The 14,351-nt window shown below is 68.9% G+C and carries 17 protein-coding genes; 7 read left to right on the forward strand and 10 right to left on the reverse strand.

Annotated features, from left to right (window positions below):
- The first annotated feature begins 30 nt into the window (after window positions 1-30).
- Window positions 31-990, forward strand: coding sequence for a DUF4328 domain-containing protein (locus ACXC9Q_RS31120; RefSeq protein WP_457060190.1), 960 nt, complete (start codon window positions 31-33; stop codon window positions 988-990).
- Here the strand turns inward: ACXC9Q_RS31120 and ACXC9Q_RS31125 are convergent.
- Window positions 987-1,742, reverse strand: a complete 756-nt coding sequence (locus ACXC9Q_RS31125) for a protein phosphatase 2C domain-containing protein (RefSeq protein WP_457060192.1) — start codon at window positions 1,740-1,742, stop codon at window positions 987-989. The genes ACXC9Q_RS31120 and ACXC9Q_RS31125 overlap by 4 nt on opposite strands.
- 12 nt (window positions 1,743-1,754) lie before the next feature.
- Window positions 1,755-2,642 (reverse strand): NAD-dependent epimerase/dehydratase family protein, encoded by an 888-nt coding sequence (locus ACXC9Q_RS31130; protein WP_457060193.1) that lies wholly within the window; start codon window positions 2,640-2,642, stop codon window positions 1,755-1,757.
- 143 nt (window positions 2,643-2,785) lie between these two features.
- On the opposite strand from ACXC9Q_RS31130, the gene ACXC9Q_RS31135 reads away from it, so the two are divergent.
- Window positions 2,786-3,391: a pentapeptide repeat-containing protein gene (locus tag ACXC9Q_RS31135; protein ID WP_457060194.1), complete on the forward strand. Its 606-nt coding sequence runs from the start codon at window positions 2,786-2,788 to the stop codon at window positions 3,389-3,391.
- A gap of 96 nt (window positions 3,392-3,487) precedes the next feature.
- Here ACXC9Q_RS31135 and ACXC9Q_RS31140 read toward each other — a convergent pair whose 3' ends face one another.
- Window positions 3,488-4,123 (reverse strand): VanZ family protein, encoded by a 636-nt coding sequence (locus ACXC9Q_RS31140; RefSeq protein ID WP_457060195.1) that lies wholly within the window; start codon window positions 4,121-4,123, stop codon window positions 3,488-3,490.
- Between the two features lie 322 nt (window positions 4,124-4,445).
- Between ACXC9Q_RS31140 and ACXC9Q_RS31145 the strand changes: the two genes are divergently transcribed.
- From ACXC9Q_RS31145 to ACXC9Q_RS31155, 3 genes are read left to right on the forward strand one after another with little or no spacing between them, the layout of a single operon-like run.
- Complete coding sequence (locus ACXC9Q_RS31145) at window positions 4,446-4,859, forward strand: hypothetical protein (protein ID WP_457060196.1); 414 nt, start codon at window positions 4,446-4,448, stop codon at window positions 4,857-4,859.
- Between the two features lie 10 nt (window positions 4,860-4,869).
- Window positions 4,870-6,093: a sensor histidine kinase gene (locus ACXC9Q_RS31150; RefSeq protein ID WP_457060197.1), complete on the forward strand. Its 1,224-nt coding sequence runs from the start codon at window positions 4,870-4,872 to the stop codon at window positions 6,091-6,093.
- Window positions 6,090-6,710 (forward strand): response regulator, encoded by a 621-nt coding sequence (locus ACXC9Q_RS31155; RefSeq protein ID WP_457060198.1) that lies wholly within the window; start codon window positions 6,090-6,092, stop codon window positions 6,708-6,710. The genes ACXC9Q_RS31150 and ACXC9Q_RS31155 overlap by 4 nt, the downstream gene beginning before the upstream one ends.
- Window position 6,711: 1 nt before the next feature.
- Here ACXC9Q_RS31155 and ACXC9Q_RS31160 read toward each other — a convergent pair whose 3' ends face one another.
- From ACXC9Q_RS31160 to ACXC9Q_RS31170, 3 genes are all read right to left on the reverse strand, one after another.
- On the reverse strand, window positions 6,712-7,323 hold the full coding sequence (locus tag ACXC9Q_RS31160; RefSeq protein ID WP_457060199.1) for an FMN-binding negative transcriptional regulator: 612 nt from the start codon (window positions 7,321-7,323) through the stop codon (window positions 6,712-6,714).
- Between the two features lie 91 nt (window positions 7,324-7,414).
- Complete coding sequence (locus ACXC9Q_RS31165) at window positions 7,415-8,053, reverse strand: SDR family NAD(P)-dependent oxidoreductase (protein ID WP_457060200.1); 639 nt, start codon at window positions 8,051-8,053, stop codon at window positions 7,415-7,417.
- Window positions 8,054-8,092: 39 nt separating this feature from the next.
- Window positions 8,093-9,055, reverse strand: coding sequence for an Lrp/AsnC family transcriptional regulator (locus tag ACXC9Q_RS31170; protein ID WP_457060201.1), 963 nt, complete (start codon window positions 9,053-9,055; stop codon window positions 8,093-8,095).
- 157 nt (window positions 9,056-9,212) lie between these two features.
- Here ACXC9Q_RS31170 and ACXC9Q_RS31175 point away from each other — a divergent pair, with 157 nt between their 5' ends.
- Entirely contained in the window at window positions 9,213-10,889 is a 1,677-nt protein-coding gene (locus tag ACXC9Q_RS31175) for an amidohydrolase (protein ID WP_457060202.1), read from the forward strand.
- Here the strand turns inward: ACXC9Q_RS31175 and ACXC9Q_RS31180 are convergent.
- The 4 genes from ACXC9Q_RS31180 to ACXC9Q_RS31195 all read right to left on the reverse strand — a co-directional run bounded on the left by ACXC9Q_RS31180 (window position 10,879) and on the right by ACXC9Q_RS31195 (window position 13,609).
- A complete protein-coding gene (locus tag ACXC9Q_RS31180; protein ID WP_457060203.1) occupies window positions 10,879-11,667 on the reverse strand; it encodes an LLM class flavin-dependent oxidoreductase in 789 nt (262 codons plus the stop codon). The genes ACXC9Q_RS31175 and ACXC9Q_RS31180 overlap by 11 nt on opposite strands.
- 36 nt (window positions 11,668-11,703) lie before the next feature.
- Window positions 11,704-12,624 (reverse strand): NAD-dependent epimerase/dehydratase family protein, encoded by a 921-nt coding sequence (locus ACXC9Q_RS31185; RefSeq protein ID WP_457060204.1) that lies wholly within the window; start codon window positions 12,622-12,624, stop codon window positions 11,704-11,706.
- The gene (locus ACXC9Q_RS31190) at window positions 12,621-12,791 is read right to left on the reverse strand and encodes a hypothetical protein (RefSeq protein WP_457060205.1); all 171 of its coding nucleotides are present in this window, start codon (window positions 12,789-12,791) and stop codon (window positions 12,621-12,623) included. The genes ACXC9Q_RS31185 and ACXC9Q_RS31190 overlap by 4 nt, the downstream gene beginning before the upstream one ends.
- A gap of 245 nt (window positions 12,792-13,036) precedes the next feature.
- Entirely contained in the window at window positions 13,037-13,609 is a 573-nt protein-coding gene (locus tag ACXC9Q_RS31195) for a TetR/AcrR family transcriptional regulator (protein ID WP_457060206.1), read from the reverse strand.
- Window positions 13,610-13,699: 90 nt separating this feature from the next.
- Here ACXC9Q_RS31195 and ACXC9Q_RS31200 point away from each other — a divergent pair, with 90 nt between their 5' ends.
- Complete coding sequence (locus tag ACXC9Q_RS31200; RefSeq protein ID WP_457060207.1) at window positions 13,700-14,098, forward strand: nuclear transport factor 2 family protein; 399 nt, start codon at window positions 13,700-13,702, stop codon at window positions 14,096-14,098.
- Window positions 14,099-14,351 lie beyond the last annotated feature (253 nt).

Below are 14,351 nucleotides of genomic sequence, written 5' to 3' on the forward strand. Positions count from 1 at the left end.
GGGTTAACTTGGCTGCGGGGAGGTGGACAGATGACGCAGCCGTATCCAGGCCAATATCCGCAGTATCCAGGCCCGTATCGACCGATGCCGTACCAGCCGGCGCCGATCCCGCCGCGGTACCGGCCGCTGCGGAAGATCGCGCTGGTCAGCATCGTGCTGATGGGGCTGACCGCGGTCGCGGCGGTGATCCAGTCCGCGCTCCTGTGGAGCTCGTACGACGACGTCAAGCGGTTCGTCTACGGATTGCTGTCCGAGGAGGAGGTCAACCGCGGCATCCAGTCGATCGCCGGCACCGGACCGCTGCTCAACCTGGTCAGCTACCTGCTGATGGGCACGGCGGTCGCCTTCCTGATCTGGCTCTGGCAAGCGCGGGAGAACACCGACTTCCTGCACTCACCGCTGGCGCCGCGTCCCGGGCCGCCGGTCGACCCGGCCCGCGGCCTGCATCGGCGGGTGCAGGGCTGGGTGGTCGGCTCGTGGTTCTGCCCGATCGTGCAGTTCTGGTATCCGTTGGAGATCGTCCAGGACATCGCCACCGCGAGCGAGCCGCTCGAGCAGCCGGGCGCCATCCGGACCGGCCGGATGCGCGCGCTGCTGTACGGGTGGTGGGCGTCGTGGACGGGATTCTGGGTGATCCTGATCGGCGGCGGTGGTATCGCCTTCATCGGCTTCATCGTGTGGGTCGTCCGCCTGGTCGACGCGGCCGACGCCGCCGACGCGACCGGTGACTACGTCGACATCTACGACCTGCAGGACTTCATGGTCCGGGTCGCGCTCGCGGTCAACATCGGCTTCACCGTGGCGACCGTCCTGCTGATCGTCGCGGGCATCGCCGCCTCGCTACTGCTCCTCGAGATCACTCGCTGGCAGCAGGACCGGGTCGAGGTTCCGCGCGTCACCGACGTGGTGCGGCCGCCCGAGCCCCCGCAGTACGCGCCCCGCTACAACAACCCCGGCCCGACCTTCCCGTCGTACGGCCCGCGTCCCTAGGGACGGCAGAGTACGACGCTGGCGTCGTCGTACCGCTTCCCACGAACGCCGGCCGGCTGGGCCTCGTCGTACGCCCAGACCCGGTCGACCAACTCGCGCAATCCGTCGGTGGTGAGGACGTCGACTAGGTCCTCCCACGGGTGGCCGTAGCGTTCGACGTACCGCGACGCGCCATCGGTCAGTACGGCGACCACGTCGACGTCGGCGCGATCCGTCGTACCCGTGACCGCCTCGTACGCCGCCTTGGGATCGGTGCTCGCCACCCAGAAGCCGCCGGGCTGGTTGCGGAACCGGCGGACGGCCTCCAGGGAGTACTCGGGGAGGAGGTCGATGCGGTCGTCACTGTGGACGGTGATCGCGCCGGTCGGTGACCGTACGACGAGGGGCGAGTCGGCCAGGACCAGGTGCTCGACGTGGTCCGGCTGGATCCGGAGCATCGCGACAGTGGAGGAGGGACTGTCCGGGTTGGTGACGTCACAGGTGTCGGCGTGTGCAGCTCGGACCGCGGAGATCGCGTCGGCCAGGAGGTCGGTGAGCGGCGCGGACGAGCGCGAGAGCAGCGGCGGCGCAAGCTGGGTCGCGAGTTGGCTGACGACCCAGGCGACCGTGTGCCGGCAGCCGGAGTCAACGCCCGGTGGAGCGGTGGCACCGTCCAGTACGAGGACGAAGTCGGGCCCGGTGAGCACGAGGTCCTCGTTCACCGCGGGCGGTCGCCGATCTGGCGCGGGCAGGCTGAGTGAGCGGATCTCCACCTGTCCAGTCTCCTACGACCGATCAGACCACCCGTCGGCGAGCGACTGCTCGAGCGAGATCTTCGGCGACCATCCGAGCTGTGTGCCGATCAACCCGATGTCCGCCTGCTGCCAGCTCACCCCGGGACCGCCGTCCTGACCGTCTTCGACGATTCTCGCCGGCTGCCCGCTCCGCTCGAACAGCTGACCGGCGACATCGCGTGCGAGAGTCGCCCGGCCGGTGCCGACGTTCAGGACCGGCGGGAGCTTGGCGTCCGCGAGCGCCACCGCGACCACGGCCTCGGCGACGTCGCGGACGTCGACGAAGTCCCGCCAGACGTCGAGCGATCCGACCTCGATCAACTGGCGCGACCGGAGATCCCTGATCACGCGGCCGGGCAGGGTGCTCGCGGGCGCGCCGGGGCCGATCACGTCGAAGGTCCGGAGCACCACGGCGTCCGCGCCGTTGCGCTGGGCGCGCAGGACGAGTTCGGAGCCGGCCAGCTTCGTGACGCCGTACGGACCGGCCGGGCGGGGTTCGGTCTGCTCGTCCAGGCTGGTGCCGTGCGGACCACCGCCGTACTCGGCGGCCGAACCGAGCTGGACGAAGCGGGCATGGCCGGCGTTGTCCCGGGCCGAGGCGAGCAGGGCCTCGACGGCGATCACGTTCGCCCGGACGAGGTCGGCCGGCTCGCCCAGCGTGGCGCCGGCGGCGTTGACGATCACGGTCGGCTTGTACATGCCGATCTGGGTGTCCAGGGCGTACGAGTGCATCGCGGCCAGGTCGCACAGCCGGTACGGCTCACCCCGGCTCCGGCTCAGGCCGCGGTACTCGACCCCGCGGTCGGCGAGCAGCGCGCAGATCCTGGCGCCGAGGAAACCTCCCGCGCCGAACACCATCACCCGCTCAGTTCCGGTCACCCCTCCATCGTGCGGCCCGTAGTTATCGGTCGGCCTACCGTTCTCCGTCGTACCGATCACAACTAGGTCGTGTCCGGTGATATGACCTTTGTCGGCGCGAGATGGCAGGGTGGGAGCCCCAGGGGACCGACCAAGGGAGACTCATGGCCGACCGTGCGCGACCGGGAGCGCCGACCGAGTCGACGATCCGCGACTGGGACGACGCCGACCCGTCCGGGCAGACCTACCACCGGGTGCTGTTCATCGACTCCGACCTGACCGAGGTGGACAACCGCGGCGGGATCTTCGAGGAGTGCACGTTCCGCGGGGCCCGCTTCAACGCCTCGACCCACACGGACGCGGCGTTCGTGAACTGCACCTTCGTCCGCTGCTCGCTGTTCGACACCACCTTCACCCGGTGCAAGCTCGTCGGCAGCTACTTCGACGACTGCACCTTCAACCTGCTGAAGGTGTCCGGCGGCGACTGGTCGTTCACCGGTCTGCCGGGCGCGGACCTGAAGGGGACCGAGTTCACCGGGGTGAGGCTGCGCGAGGCGGAGTTGACCGGCATCCGGGCGGCGAAGGCGACGCTGCGCGACCTCGATCTGTCCGGCGCCTCGCTGCAGCGGGCCGACTTCACCGGCGCCGACCTGCGCGGATCCGACCTGTCCACGCTCGACCCGCTGACAGTAACGCTCAGAGACGCCCGGATCGACATCACCCAGGCGATGGTCGTCGCGGCCACCCTCGGACTGGACGTCCGGCCCTGACCTGTGGATATCTCCGCGTAGTTGCGCGGTCATCCCCCGTTCTATCCACAGCCTGTGGATAACCATCCGGATAACTTCGTATGCGGTCTGTGATATTCACCGAGCCCTGACTACCGTACGTAGCCCGCTAGCCGGTTTCGATACAGGCCGCACTGGCTGGCCGCGCCGGTGCCGGGCTGGTCGCCGGGACCGTACGACGAGGATCGCGGCGTGCTCGACGACGTACGGGCCCGCCACCAGCCGGCGGCTGCGGGTGAGGGTCTGCAGGCCGGCCGCGAGACCGACCCCGCAGAACGCTCCGAGCGAGTTCGCGATCAGATCGTGCAACTGACAGGACCGCCCGAGCTGCGGGATCAGCGCCTGGATCGCCTCGACCGCGGCCGACATCCCGATCCCGGCAGCGATCCCGTCGCCCGGGCGGCCGCCGGCCAGCGTGAGCATGCCGGCCGCCGGGACGAAGAGCAGGACGTTGAGCAGGCCCTGGAGTGAGGTGAGCCCGCCGGTGGTGGTGAGGTGAGTACCGCACTGGCCGACCTGGCCCAGCCGGTGTGCGGTCGGGCTGAGGGTTGCCGCGAGTACGAGGGCGAGGGCCACCGGCAGGCAGAAGGCCGCCAGCCGGGGGATCAGGTCGCCGGACCGGCGCAGCGACGAGATGGCGATCGGCAATGCCATGCCGGTGAGGACGAGCCAGGTGTCCAGCAGATGTGGGATGCCGCGATAAGTCTCGAGCACGCGTCCGGACCCTCCCGTGGTCGACCGGCTGTCTCGATCTCTTCCTCGTCGATTGCGCTTCCTCACAAGACGATCTGCCGTCCGCCCCGCGCCCGCCAGGCTTGTCCGGACATCTGCACGCACCCGCAAACAGCCCGTGACAATCCGTGCACAAACTGTCACGGAAGAAAGGTGCTCGGGGCAACGATCATTTGCCTGCCCTCCACCGATCGGTGGAGGGCCCGGTCAGCCGGACGAGGCGTGGATGTGGCCCGGCGGCCGATGTGGGCGAAGGAGCCGGACCGCGACGCTGGAGTGGTCGAGCTTTCGAAAGGAGCCGGAGATGTCCACTGTGGACGTGCGTCACCCGCGGAGTGCGGCAGCGTTGCGGAGTGTGCAACTGCTGGTCGCCGGGTATCTGGCCATCAGCGTGCTGACGCTGGTCGCCATCATTGCCCTGCGCAACGACACGGGGGCGGTCAACGTCGCGGTCTGGACCCGCGGCACGATCGTGGTCGCCAGCTCGCTGCTCACGTTCGCGTTCGCGCGGCGGGCGGCGCGCGGATCCCGGAAGGGGTTCCTCCGGCTGCGGCTGGTGTCGGCGATCATGCTGGTCGCGATCGTGGTGATCATCGCGTTGCCGGGGACCTTCCCGCTGTGGATGAAGTGCGAGCAGGCGATCTGCGGTCTGCTGCTGCTCGGGGTCGCCTTGCTGGTCAACGGCAAGCACCTACGGTCGGTGTTCACTGGTCGGTGAAGGAGGACGGATGAGCGAGCGGGTGTGGCCGGTGCGGGTGACCGTGGTGCCGTACGCGCTGCTCGCCTTCCTCACCGCGGTCACTGTGCTGGTTCGCCGTACCGACCCTCGGGCGATGCTTGTCGACCTGGTGCTGTGCGCGGCGGCCGGGCTGTGGATGCTCCTGATGTTCACGCTGCGCCCGGCCCGGCGCGAGCGGTTCGGACCGATGGTGGTCTTCATCACCGGCTTCGTGCTGATCATGGCCGTGCTGGTGGTCCGCGACTCATGGTTCGGCTTCCTCACGCCGGCCGGCTACTTCTACGCGTTCGTCTTGCTGCCCTGGCGCTCCCGCCTGGCCGGCGTCGCGGCCGTCGCCCTCGTCGCCGGTACGGCGCAGGCGTACGACATCCCGAAGACCGACGCCTTCGGACTGCTCGCGTACGTCGCGGTGCTCGGGGTGAACGTGGTCGGGATGGGCCTGGCCGCGTGGCTCGGCTGGCGCAGTGACGTGCTCAGCCGGCAGCGCCAGGAGGCGGTCGACGCGCTGACCGAGACCAATCGTCGCCTCGAGGTGACCATGGCCAAAAACGCGGTCCTGCACGACCAGCTCGTGACCCAGGCGCGCGAAGCCGGCGTGCACGACGAGCGGCATCGGATGGCCCGCGAGATCCACGACACGCTCGCGCAGGGCCTGACGGGGATCGTCACCCAACTGCAGGCGGCCGAGCACGCCGCGGACTGGCGCCGGCACGTCAAGGCCGCGGTCGGTCTGGCCCGGGAGAGCCTGACCGAGGCGCGCCGCTCGGTCGACGCCCTCCGTCCACAGCCCTTGCAGACGGCGACCCTGAGCGAGGCGATCGCCGACGTCGTACGACGCTGGTCGGCTCTGCACGGCATCGACGTACAACTCGCGACGACCGGCACGCCACGGGTGATGACACCCGAGGCCGAGGCCGGCCTGCTCCGCGCGACCCAAGAGGCGCTCGCGAACGTGGCGAAGTACGCGCAGGCGACCCGCGTCGGTGTGACGCTGTCGTACATGGAGAAGGAGGTCGCCTTGGACGTCCGCGACGATGGCATCGGCTTCGACCCGTCCCGCCGGACCGCGTCCACGGGCGGCGGCTTCGGCCTGGTCGCGATGCGGCAGCGGATCGAGGCGCTCAACGGGACGCTGGAGATCGAGTCCGAGCCAGGATCCGGTACGGCGATCTCCGCGAGTGTCCCCATGACCGCGGCGGGGGCGCGGGCATGATCAGGCTGCTGATCGCGGATGACCATCCGGTGGTCCGGGACGGGTTGAGCGGGATGTTCGCGGCCGAGCCCGAGTTCGAGGTGGTCGGCGAGGCGGCCGACGGCGCCGAGGCGATCGGGCTGGCGCAGGCGCTGCGGCCGGACGTGATCCTGATGGATCTGCAAATGCCGGGCGTGAACGGCCTGGCCGCGATCGCCGAACTCGCCAAGCGCGGGGTCGCCGCTCGGGTGCTCGTCCTGACCACCTACGACACGGACGGCTACGTCGTACCCGCGATCGAGGCCGGTGCGACCGGCTACCTGCTGAAGGATGCACCGCGCGACGAGCTGCTCCGTGCTGTCCGCGCCGCCGCAGCCGGCCAGTCGGTGCTCGCGCCGTCGGTGGCGAGCACGCTGATGAATCGAGTCCGCACGCCACCCCCGCCGGACGTGCTCAGCCCGCGTGAACTCGAAGTCCTCGGGCTCGTCGCAGCCGGCAACACCAACCGGGAGGCCGCCGCCCATCTGTTCATCAGCGAGGCGACGGTCAAGACGCATCTGCTCAACATCTACGCCAAGCTCGAGGTGCCCGATCGCGCCTCCGCCGTCGCCGAGGGATTCCGGCGCGGTCTGCTCTGAGTCAGCGCCGGTGCTCGGCGACCGCGGCCGCAGTCCGGTCGTCGCCGTCCGCGTGAAGCCCCGCGATCACCCCGTCGACGTCCGCGTCCGGCCGGTTCTGGCTGAGTTTGAACTTCGCCTCGATCCGGTTGATGGCGATCTCCACGCCGACGATCGCCCGGAGTTGCCCACTGACGAACTTGTCCGGCGCGTCGTCGACCGACCACGGCTCGGCCCGGCCCGCCTCGTGGTGATCCGACAAGTGCCGTACGACGTTCTCGACCCAGGCCGGATCGTCGTGCACGGTCATGGTCCCGTAGACGTGCGCGGTGATGTAGTTCCAGGTCGGCACCACACGGCCGTGCTCGCGCTTGGACTCGTACCAGGCCGGTGAGACGTACGCGTCCGGCCCGCGCATGATCACCAGGGCCTCGCCGACGACGGTCCGGCGCCAGTGGTCGTTGTTCCGGGCGAAGTGCCCGAGCAGCACGTTCCGCGAACGGTCGTGGACGAACGGCAGCATGGTCGCCACCAGCCCGTCGGTGGTCATCGTCACCAGGTCGGCGGCGCCGTGGTGGGCGAGCAGCTCGTGCACCGCCTCGTCGTCGGCGGCGAAGTGGGCGGGAACATACATCAGCGATCCTCATCGGTTGCGAACAGCAACAGTCTCACCGATGCCGGCCGCACGCCGACAGGGCCAATCCGGAGGATCTTGACCAGTCCACTCACAGCACGACTTCGTGCGTCCAGTCTGCCCGCTGTTGGGCGTGCAGGCGCCAGTAGTGGTCGGCGATGTCCTCCGCGTCCCACAGTGAGCCGGGAGCGACTCCACCGCTCACGGTGACGGTGGCTGCGTGGATGCCCGCGGCGCCGTACTGCTGGTCGAGCAGGGTGACAAGCGTCCGGACGCCGGCCTTGCCGAGGGAGAGGCTGACGTAGGCGGGCTTCGGCTCGGGCATGCCGCCGGTGATGATGAACGTGCCACGCCCGCGGTCGACCATCGACGGTACGACGTAGGCCGCGGTGGTGATCGCACCGACCACGTTGACCGCCCAGGCGTCCAACTGCTGCTGAGCCGTCAGGTCGCCGACCGCATCCGGCTGGATGACCGCCGCGTTGTAGACGACCACGTCCGGTACGCCATGCGCGTTGATCACCCGATCGAGCGCGGCCCGCAGCCCGACCTCGTCCGTGCTGTCGGCCGTGACCCCGAGCACCTCGGCGCCCGCGAGCGCGTCGGCCGCGGCCTTCACCTTCTCCTCCGACCGCGCGATCAGCCCGGCGCTCATCCCTTCCCGCACGAACCGCCGGGCCACCGCCACGCCGATCCCCGGTCCAACTCCGACCACCACGATTCCAGCCATGCCACGACCGTAAAGCCTGACACCAATGTCAAGGTCAAATCAGCGCCGTGGGAGCACGGTGCCGGAGCGCTTGAGGGTCGCGGTGAGCGGCGCCGTCTCGATGTGGGTGATGCCGGCGAGCGCGCCGATGCGGGTCGCCAGGTAGTCGTACAGAGCGTCGGCGTCCGGGCAGAGGACGAACGCGAACAGATTGGTCGGACCCGTGACGGCCGCGGCGAACGCGACCTCCGGATGGTGGGCCAGCGCGTCGGCGACCGAGGTGAGCTCGGACGGTACGACGGTCATCCACAGGACGGCCTCGGTGGTGTAGCCGAAGAGCAACGGGTCCGCCTCGACGTCGAAGTACAGGGCTCCTGCCCGGAGCAGTTCGGCGAGGCGGCGGCGTGTGGTGGACTCGGGCATGCCTGCCGCCGCGGCCAGTGCGGGATACGCGCTGCGTCCGTCCTTGGCGAGCTCGGCCAGCAGCCGCTCGTCCTGCTCGCTCAGTTCGAGTGGTACGTCGTACTCCGCGCTCGGTGGTCCCGGGGTCAACTCATCCACCTGCTGCTGGGTGAGGGCCGCCGTACGCCCTGGCCAGCCCGCGGTGCCGGCGACCGCGCGGAGCATGCATTGGGCGGTGACTGAGGTGATGCGCGGACCGCGCGGCAACTTCTGCAGAAGGGGAGTGCGTTGGCCTTGTGCGTGGGTGATGCAGGTGACTTCCAGGCCGCCAGAGGTGAGGCAAACCCACGACGTGTCCTCTCGGCGAACCATGGTCGCGGCGACCGCGACAGCCGTGTCGGGCGCGCATTGGATCCGGACAAGCCAGTCGACGCGCCCGAGGCGGCGGCTCGACGGCACCGCGACTACGCGCACCGCGCCCGTCTCGCGCAGCCGGTGATAGCGGCGCGCGACGGTCCGGTCCGAGGCACCGAGTACGGCGCCGATCCGGCTGAACGACGCCCGGCCATCCACCTGCAGCGCGTGGACGAGTTGCCCGTCGAGCGCATCGAAATCCACCATGATGCGCTCCATCGTGTCGGAATACGCAGGAATCGGCCAGAATCCCGACGCCCTCGCCAGGAGCCTGCGACTGTCGGAGCGTGAATCAGCCAGAGACGACAATCAGCCAAGGCCGACTCCGCGGACACCGGAACGCCGTACACCTGTTGGAGCTGAAATGACGGTCTATGTGAACGGGAACGTCGTCACCGTGGACGGCGGATTCACCATCGCCGAGGCGTTCGCCGTGTCGGACGGCCGGTTCACCGCGGTCGGCAGCACCGAAGAGATCGCCCGGCTCGGCGGTCCGGTGGTCGACCTCGAAGGCCGCACGGTGTTGCCCGGTTTCATCGATGCGCATGCGCACACCGTGCATCTCGGACTGGACGCCACCGCCACCCCGAGGCTGACCGGCCTGACCTCGATCGCTGCCATCGTCGAGCGGATCGGAGCCGCGGCGACAGCGGCCGAGCCGGGCGACTGGATCATGACGTCATCGATCGGGGAACCGCCGGACTACTTCGACCTGCCAGAAGGATTGGCCGAGCGACGCTGGCCCACCCGGGCGGATCTCGACGCGGTGGCGCCGGACAACCCGGTGCACATTCCGACCCCGCCGTTCTGGCCGCATCCGGCCGTCCTCAACAGTGCCGCCCTCGACCTGCTCGGCATCACGCGGGACACGCCGGACGTACCTGGCCTCCGGATCGAGCGGGACGCGGCCGGCGAACCAACCGGCCGGATCCACGGCCTGATCTTCTACAACGCCCGCAACCCTTTGGTCGGCCGCCTGTTTTCGTTGCTTCCGGCAATGACCGCGCAGACCCGGCAGCACGCGATCGCTACGGCGCTCCAGGCCAACCTCGGCCACGGCCTCACCACCATCTACGAAGGGCACGGCAACGGCTCCTTCGTGCCCGACCTGCGCGAGCTCCATCAGTCCGGCCGCCTGGCCTGCCGTGTCATCGGCACGTACGACGTACCGTTCGGCCGGCCGGGCGTGGATGTCGAGGACTGGATGGCGTCCATCGCCGACGCGAGCGGCGCGGGCACCGGGGACGATCGGCTGCGCATCCGCGGCGTGACCATCGGGCTGGACGGACCCATGCATTTCGGCGGTGCACTGATGAGCGAGCCCTACCTCGATCCGCACGACGTCGTCGGGAACGGCTCGTCGGCGCTGTCCACCGGGCAACTGGCCGAGGTCGCTCGCCTGGCCGTCCGGCACGACCTGCGGCTGAACGTCGTCGCGACCGGGGACGCGGCCTGCGAGATCGTCGTGGATGCGTTGGAGACTGTGCACCGTGAGACACCGCTGACGGATCGGGGCTGGGTACTGCAGCACTTCCACCACGTCACAGAGGAGCAGATCACACGGCTTGCGGCGATGGGGCTGCTCGCACAAGTCTGCGCCGGGGTGGACTTCGGCCGGGGCGAGACGGCGTACGTCAAGCGTCTGCCCGGGCATGGGTGGGAGCACGTTACACCTGTGCGGTGGTGGATCGATGCCGGCGTACCGACCGCACTGGCCAGCGACGGCTCCCACCCGCCGTTGTTCCACCTATGGGCTGCGCTGACGCGCACTGACGGTCGCAGTGGTCGCAGTCTGTTGACGCCGGCGAAAGCGATCACCCGGGCCGAGGCCATCCGTGGCTGGACCGCAGACGCCGCGACGGTGCTGGGTGTCGAGGATCGGCTCGGTTCGATCGAACCCGGGAAGCTCGCCGACTTCGTCGTACTGGATCGAGACATCCTGACGTGTCCGGTCGACGACATCCGGGAGGCCGTCATCCTCACCACGGTGCTAGCTGGGGTTTGCAGTAGGGGTGTGGTTTGGGCGGACACTACGCCTTGAGCTTGGCGGCGTTCTCGTAGGCGCGGCGCCAGTCGACGGCGGGCGGGAGGATCACGCGTTCGACACCGGCCGCTTCATATGCTGCGAGCTGCTCGGCCGGGTCACCGTCCAGCTGGGGTGCGACGAGTGTTGCCTTGAGCGCCGGCCTGTCGTGCTCGGTGGCGAGTTCGTTGATCCGGGCAAGGTTCGTCCGGATCTCGGTCGGTGACATCGCGACCGTCGCCCAGCCGTCGCCGTACCTCGCCGCCCGCCGGTGTGCCCGGGGACCGTTGCCTGCGACAACGATTGGCGGCACCGCTGACCCTGGTTCGAGGGTCGCCTCGAGGCCGTCCGCGAGTACCGTCGGCTTGCCCACGATCAGATCGCGCAGCTTGTCGAGTGCCTCGTCGGTAAGCCGGCCGCGGTCCGCGAACTCCACGCCGGCCGCGCGCCAGCCGATGTCCCCGTGGGCCGGGTTGCCGGTGCCGACGCCGAGGACGAGCCGGTTGCCAGACACGAGCTGCAGCGTATTCACCTGCTTCGCCGCCCACGCCACCGGCCGCAGCGCCAACAGCATCACGTTGAACCCGACCGTGATCCGCTCCGTCACCGCCGCCGCGGTCGCCAGCACCACCGAGCTGTCCAGCATCGGCGCACTCGCGATCAGATGATCCGTCGACCACACCGAGTCCAGCCCGATCTCCTCGGCGAACCGTGCACTCTCGCGCACATCCCCGAGAATCGGTTGCTTCGGATCCGGCGTCGACGTCGGAAGAATCACGCCAATCTCAAGTCCCATACTGCCGCCAACCCCCACCCCGGCGGCCCTATTCCGTCAACGGGGGTTCTTTGCTCGCCAGGTGACGTAGTCCACCACGGCCGCGGGGACGTCGAAGGCCGGAGTGAAGCCGGTGTCCTCGGTGAGCCGAGTGATGTCGAGGTACGGATCGTCGCCGGGACCGGCCTGCCGTCCAGGCAGGAGGTCGAGCTGCAGGCCGGGGAAGATCGCCTGCAGGGCGTCCACGATCTCGCGGTTGGTGTACGGCCGGCCGCTGGACACGTTGTAGGTGTCGTGCCGCAGGGCATCCGTGGTCGTCAGGAGGGCGATCGCACGTCCGGCGTCTGGCGCGTATAAGGAGTCGCCGCCATCGTCGGCGTACAGCGGCTGTGGTTCGTCACCACGCAGTACGGCGCTGATGTACGGCGGGATGTGGAAGAACGGTGTTTCCGGGTCGACGAGCGGTCCCCAGATGGTCCCGATCCTCAGGACGACCGGCTGGACGCCGCTGCCCTGGAGGCTGTGCGTCGTGAGTGGCTCGACCGCCTTCTTGAAGGCGATGATCAGGTGCGGCAGCGGCATGGTGGGGAGCGGGAGGTCCTCGTGGCAGGGGATCTCGGTCCCGCCGGTGTACACGCCGAGGCTGCTGGCGACAGCGAACCGGCGTACGCCCCAGGTACGGGCGGCGTCCAGCGCGTTGAGCAGGCCGGTCAGGTCCGTACGGAAGAACTGGACCGGGTCCTCGTCGGGGATGCTGCCCGCGAGATGCACGATGTCGCTGATGTCGTAGCGATCGCCGAGGGCCAGGAACGCGTCCCGATCGGTGACGTCGAGAGCTTCCACCGTGACCTTGCCGGCGAGGAACGACGGGACCTCGGTCCGGCGATGGGTGGTGACGACGACCTCACGTCCGAGATCGACGAGCCCCCGGGCGGTGTGGGCACCGATCAGGCCCAGCCCTCCGGTGACAAGGATCATCGGACCACCTCGTAGTGGAGGTGGGTCACGCCGGGTGCCGCGATGGAGGTGAGCAGGCGGAGGTTCACATGCTTCGGGACCGCCTGGAAGAAGCTGCGACCGCCACCGAGCAGGACGGGCACCTGGTGGAGGATCACCTCGTTGAAGACTTTGCTCGTGTCTGACATGCGGTCGAACCTACGCGCGGGCGTGACGACGAGTCTTGAACGAATCGAGCAGGACCGGACGCGCAGATGCCGCTGCACGTACGCCGCCTCACTCGTCCGCTGAACCCAAACCGTCCGCACCACCCGCGCCAACCTCGGCAAGGGCGCGCGCTCGACGTAGGACTCCACGGATTCATCGTCACACCGAAGGGGCTGACCGGAACCGCCGTCACCGTTGCCCCCCAGCATGACGGCGGCTGTGGGTGTCAGGTGGGGTCGGCCTTGGTGAGGGAAAGGACGGCAGGGCGGAGGAGTTCGACGATCTCGTCTGGATCGGCGTCGGCCAGTTGGTCGAGTTTGACCAGATGACGGCCGACGACGACTCCGATGAGTACGGCGCTGATCACGGCGGCGCGGAGGTCGCCGTCGTCGCCGGGGATGGCTTTGCTGACTTTGACGCGATCGGCGTGAGCGTTGCCTCGCACCTCCGCCGCCGCGTCCGGACGAGTGAGCATCGACCGCAGCGCGGCGAGTGAACCGATCGGCTCCTCGATGAGCGACTGCCGAAGACGATCGAGCAGTTGCTCGGCGATCTCCTCAGCCGTCTCGCCCGTCACCGAAGGCATCTCGGTTCGGGTGGCGAGCGCGAACAGCTGTTCCTTGCTCCCGTAGTAGTGCATCACCAGGCCGGCATCCACCTGCGCCGCCGCGGCGACGGCCCGGATCGTGGTCCGGTCGTACCCCGCCTCGGCGAACAGCCGCCGTGCCTCCGTCAGGATCCGCTCCTGCGTGTCGATCCGCTGCTGGGCCCGCGACGACCGCGGCGTGGAATCGCTCATCCCGTTCATTCTACGCCCGTTGACCGATGGCGCGGTTTCGTTCTACGCTCGTTGAACCGTTCTACGTCTGTTGAATGAAATGGAGAGACCATGAGGAGCCCACTCGACGTACTGGAACTTCGTCGCCGGCACATCGTTGCCCGCGACTTCGAGTCGTTCGCCGGCCTGTTCGCGGTGGACGGCGTGATCGAGCTGCCGTTCGCCGTCGACGGCCTGCCCGCTCGTTTGGAGGGGCGCGACGCCATCCGCGAGTTCTCGCTCCACACCAGCGACCGCCCGGTGGAGATCATCGACCTGCGCGTCGTCCAGCTGCACCAGACCACGGATCCCGAGGTCGTGATCGTCGAACTCGTCACCGAAGCCCGCCACACCACAACCGGCGCATCCTTCGAAGCCCCCTGCATCCAGGTCTTCCGCATCCACAATGGCGAGATCAAACTCTTCCGCGACTACATCGGCGCCACCACCATCCCCAACCTCACCACCTGACCCACGATCAGGCAGTCGTCGACGAAGAGGTCGAACGACCGCGCCGCTCGGATACCGCTGAATGATCGCCTCCACGAGGGGGCCCGATGGTGGCATCGATGCCGATCGTGTTCCTCTTCGCGCACACAACCTGCCCCACCCGACCAACCTCCACGGTGGGGAACTTTTCAGTCGGCGAGATCAGGGGGTGGTCGCAACGCGGTGTAGGTCGTCGATGAGGAGGGTAGCGAACATTTCGCGGGGGGTGTGGTAG

Source organism: Kribbella sp. CWNU-51 (assembly GCF_054073265.1).

Coding starts and splice junctions, on each gene's coding strand:
- ACXC9Q_RS31150 (WP_457060197.1), top strand. CDS start 4,870: ATGAGCGAGCGGGTGTGGCCGGTGCGGGTGACCGTGGTGCCGTACGCG.
- ACXC9Q_RS31155 (WP_457060198.1), top strand. CDS start 6,090: ATGATCAGGCTGCTGATCGCGGATGACCATCCGGTGGTCCGGGACGGG.
- ACXC9Q_RS31195 (WP_457060206.1), bottom strand. CDS start 13,609: ATGAGCGATTCCACGCCGCGGTCGTCGCGGGCCCAGCAGCGGATCGAC.
- ACXC9Q_RS31190 (WP_457060205.1), bottom strand. CDS start 12,791: ATGTCAGACACGAGCAAAGTCTTCAACGAGGTGATCCTCCACCAGGTG.
- ACXC9Q_RS31170 (WP_457060201.1), bottom strand. CDS start 9,055: ATGGTGGATTTCGATGCGCTCGACGGGCAACTCGTCCACGCGCTGCAG.
- ACXC9Q_RS31200 (WP_457060207.1), top strand. CDS start 13,700: ATGAGGAGCCCACTCGACGTACTGGAACTTCGTCGCCGGCACATCGTT.
- ACXC9Q_RS31165 (WP_457060200.1), bottom strand. CDS start 8,053: ATGGCTGGAATCGTGGTGGTCGGAGTTGGACCGGGGATCGGCGTGGCG.
- ACXC9Q_RS31160 (WP_457060199.1), bottom strand. CDS start 7,323: ATGTATGTTCCCGCCCACTTCGCCGCCGACGACGAGGCGGTGCACGAG.
- ACXC9Q_RS31180 (WP_457060203.1), bottom strand. CDS start 11,667: ATGGGACTTGAGATTGGCGTGATTCTTCCGACGTCGACGCCGGATCCG.
- ACXC9Q_RS31120 (WP_457060190.1), top strand. CDS start 31: ATGACGCAGCCGTATCCAGGCCAATATCCGCAGTATCCAGGCCCGTAT.
- ACXC9Q_RS31145 (WP_457060196.1), top strand. CDS start 4,446: ATGTCCACTGTGGACGTGCGTCACCCGCGGAGTGCGGCAGCGTTGCGG.
- ACXC9Q_RS31135 (WP_457060194.1), top strand. CDS start 2,786: ATGGCCGACCGTGCGCGACCGGGAGCGCCGACCGAGTCGACGATCCGC.
- ACXC9Q_RS31185 (WP_457060204.1), bottom strand. CDS start 12,624: ATGATCCTTGTCACCGGAGGGCTGGGCCTGATCGGTGCCCACACCGCC.
- ACXC9Q_RS31175 (WP_457060202.1), top strand. CDS start 9,213: ATGACGGTCTATGTGAACGGGAACGTCGTCACCGTGGACGGCGGATTC.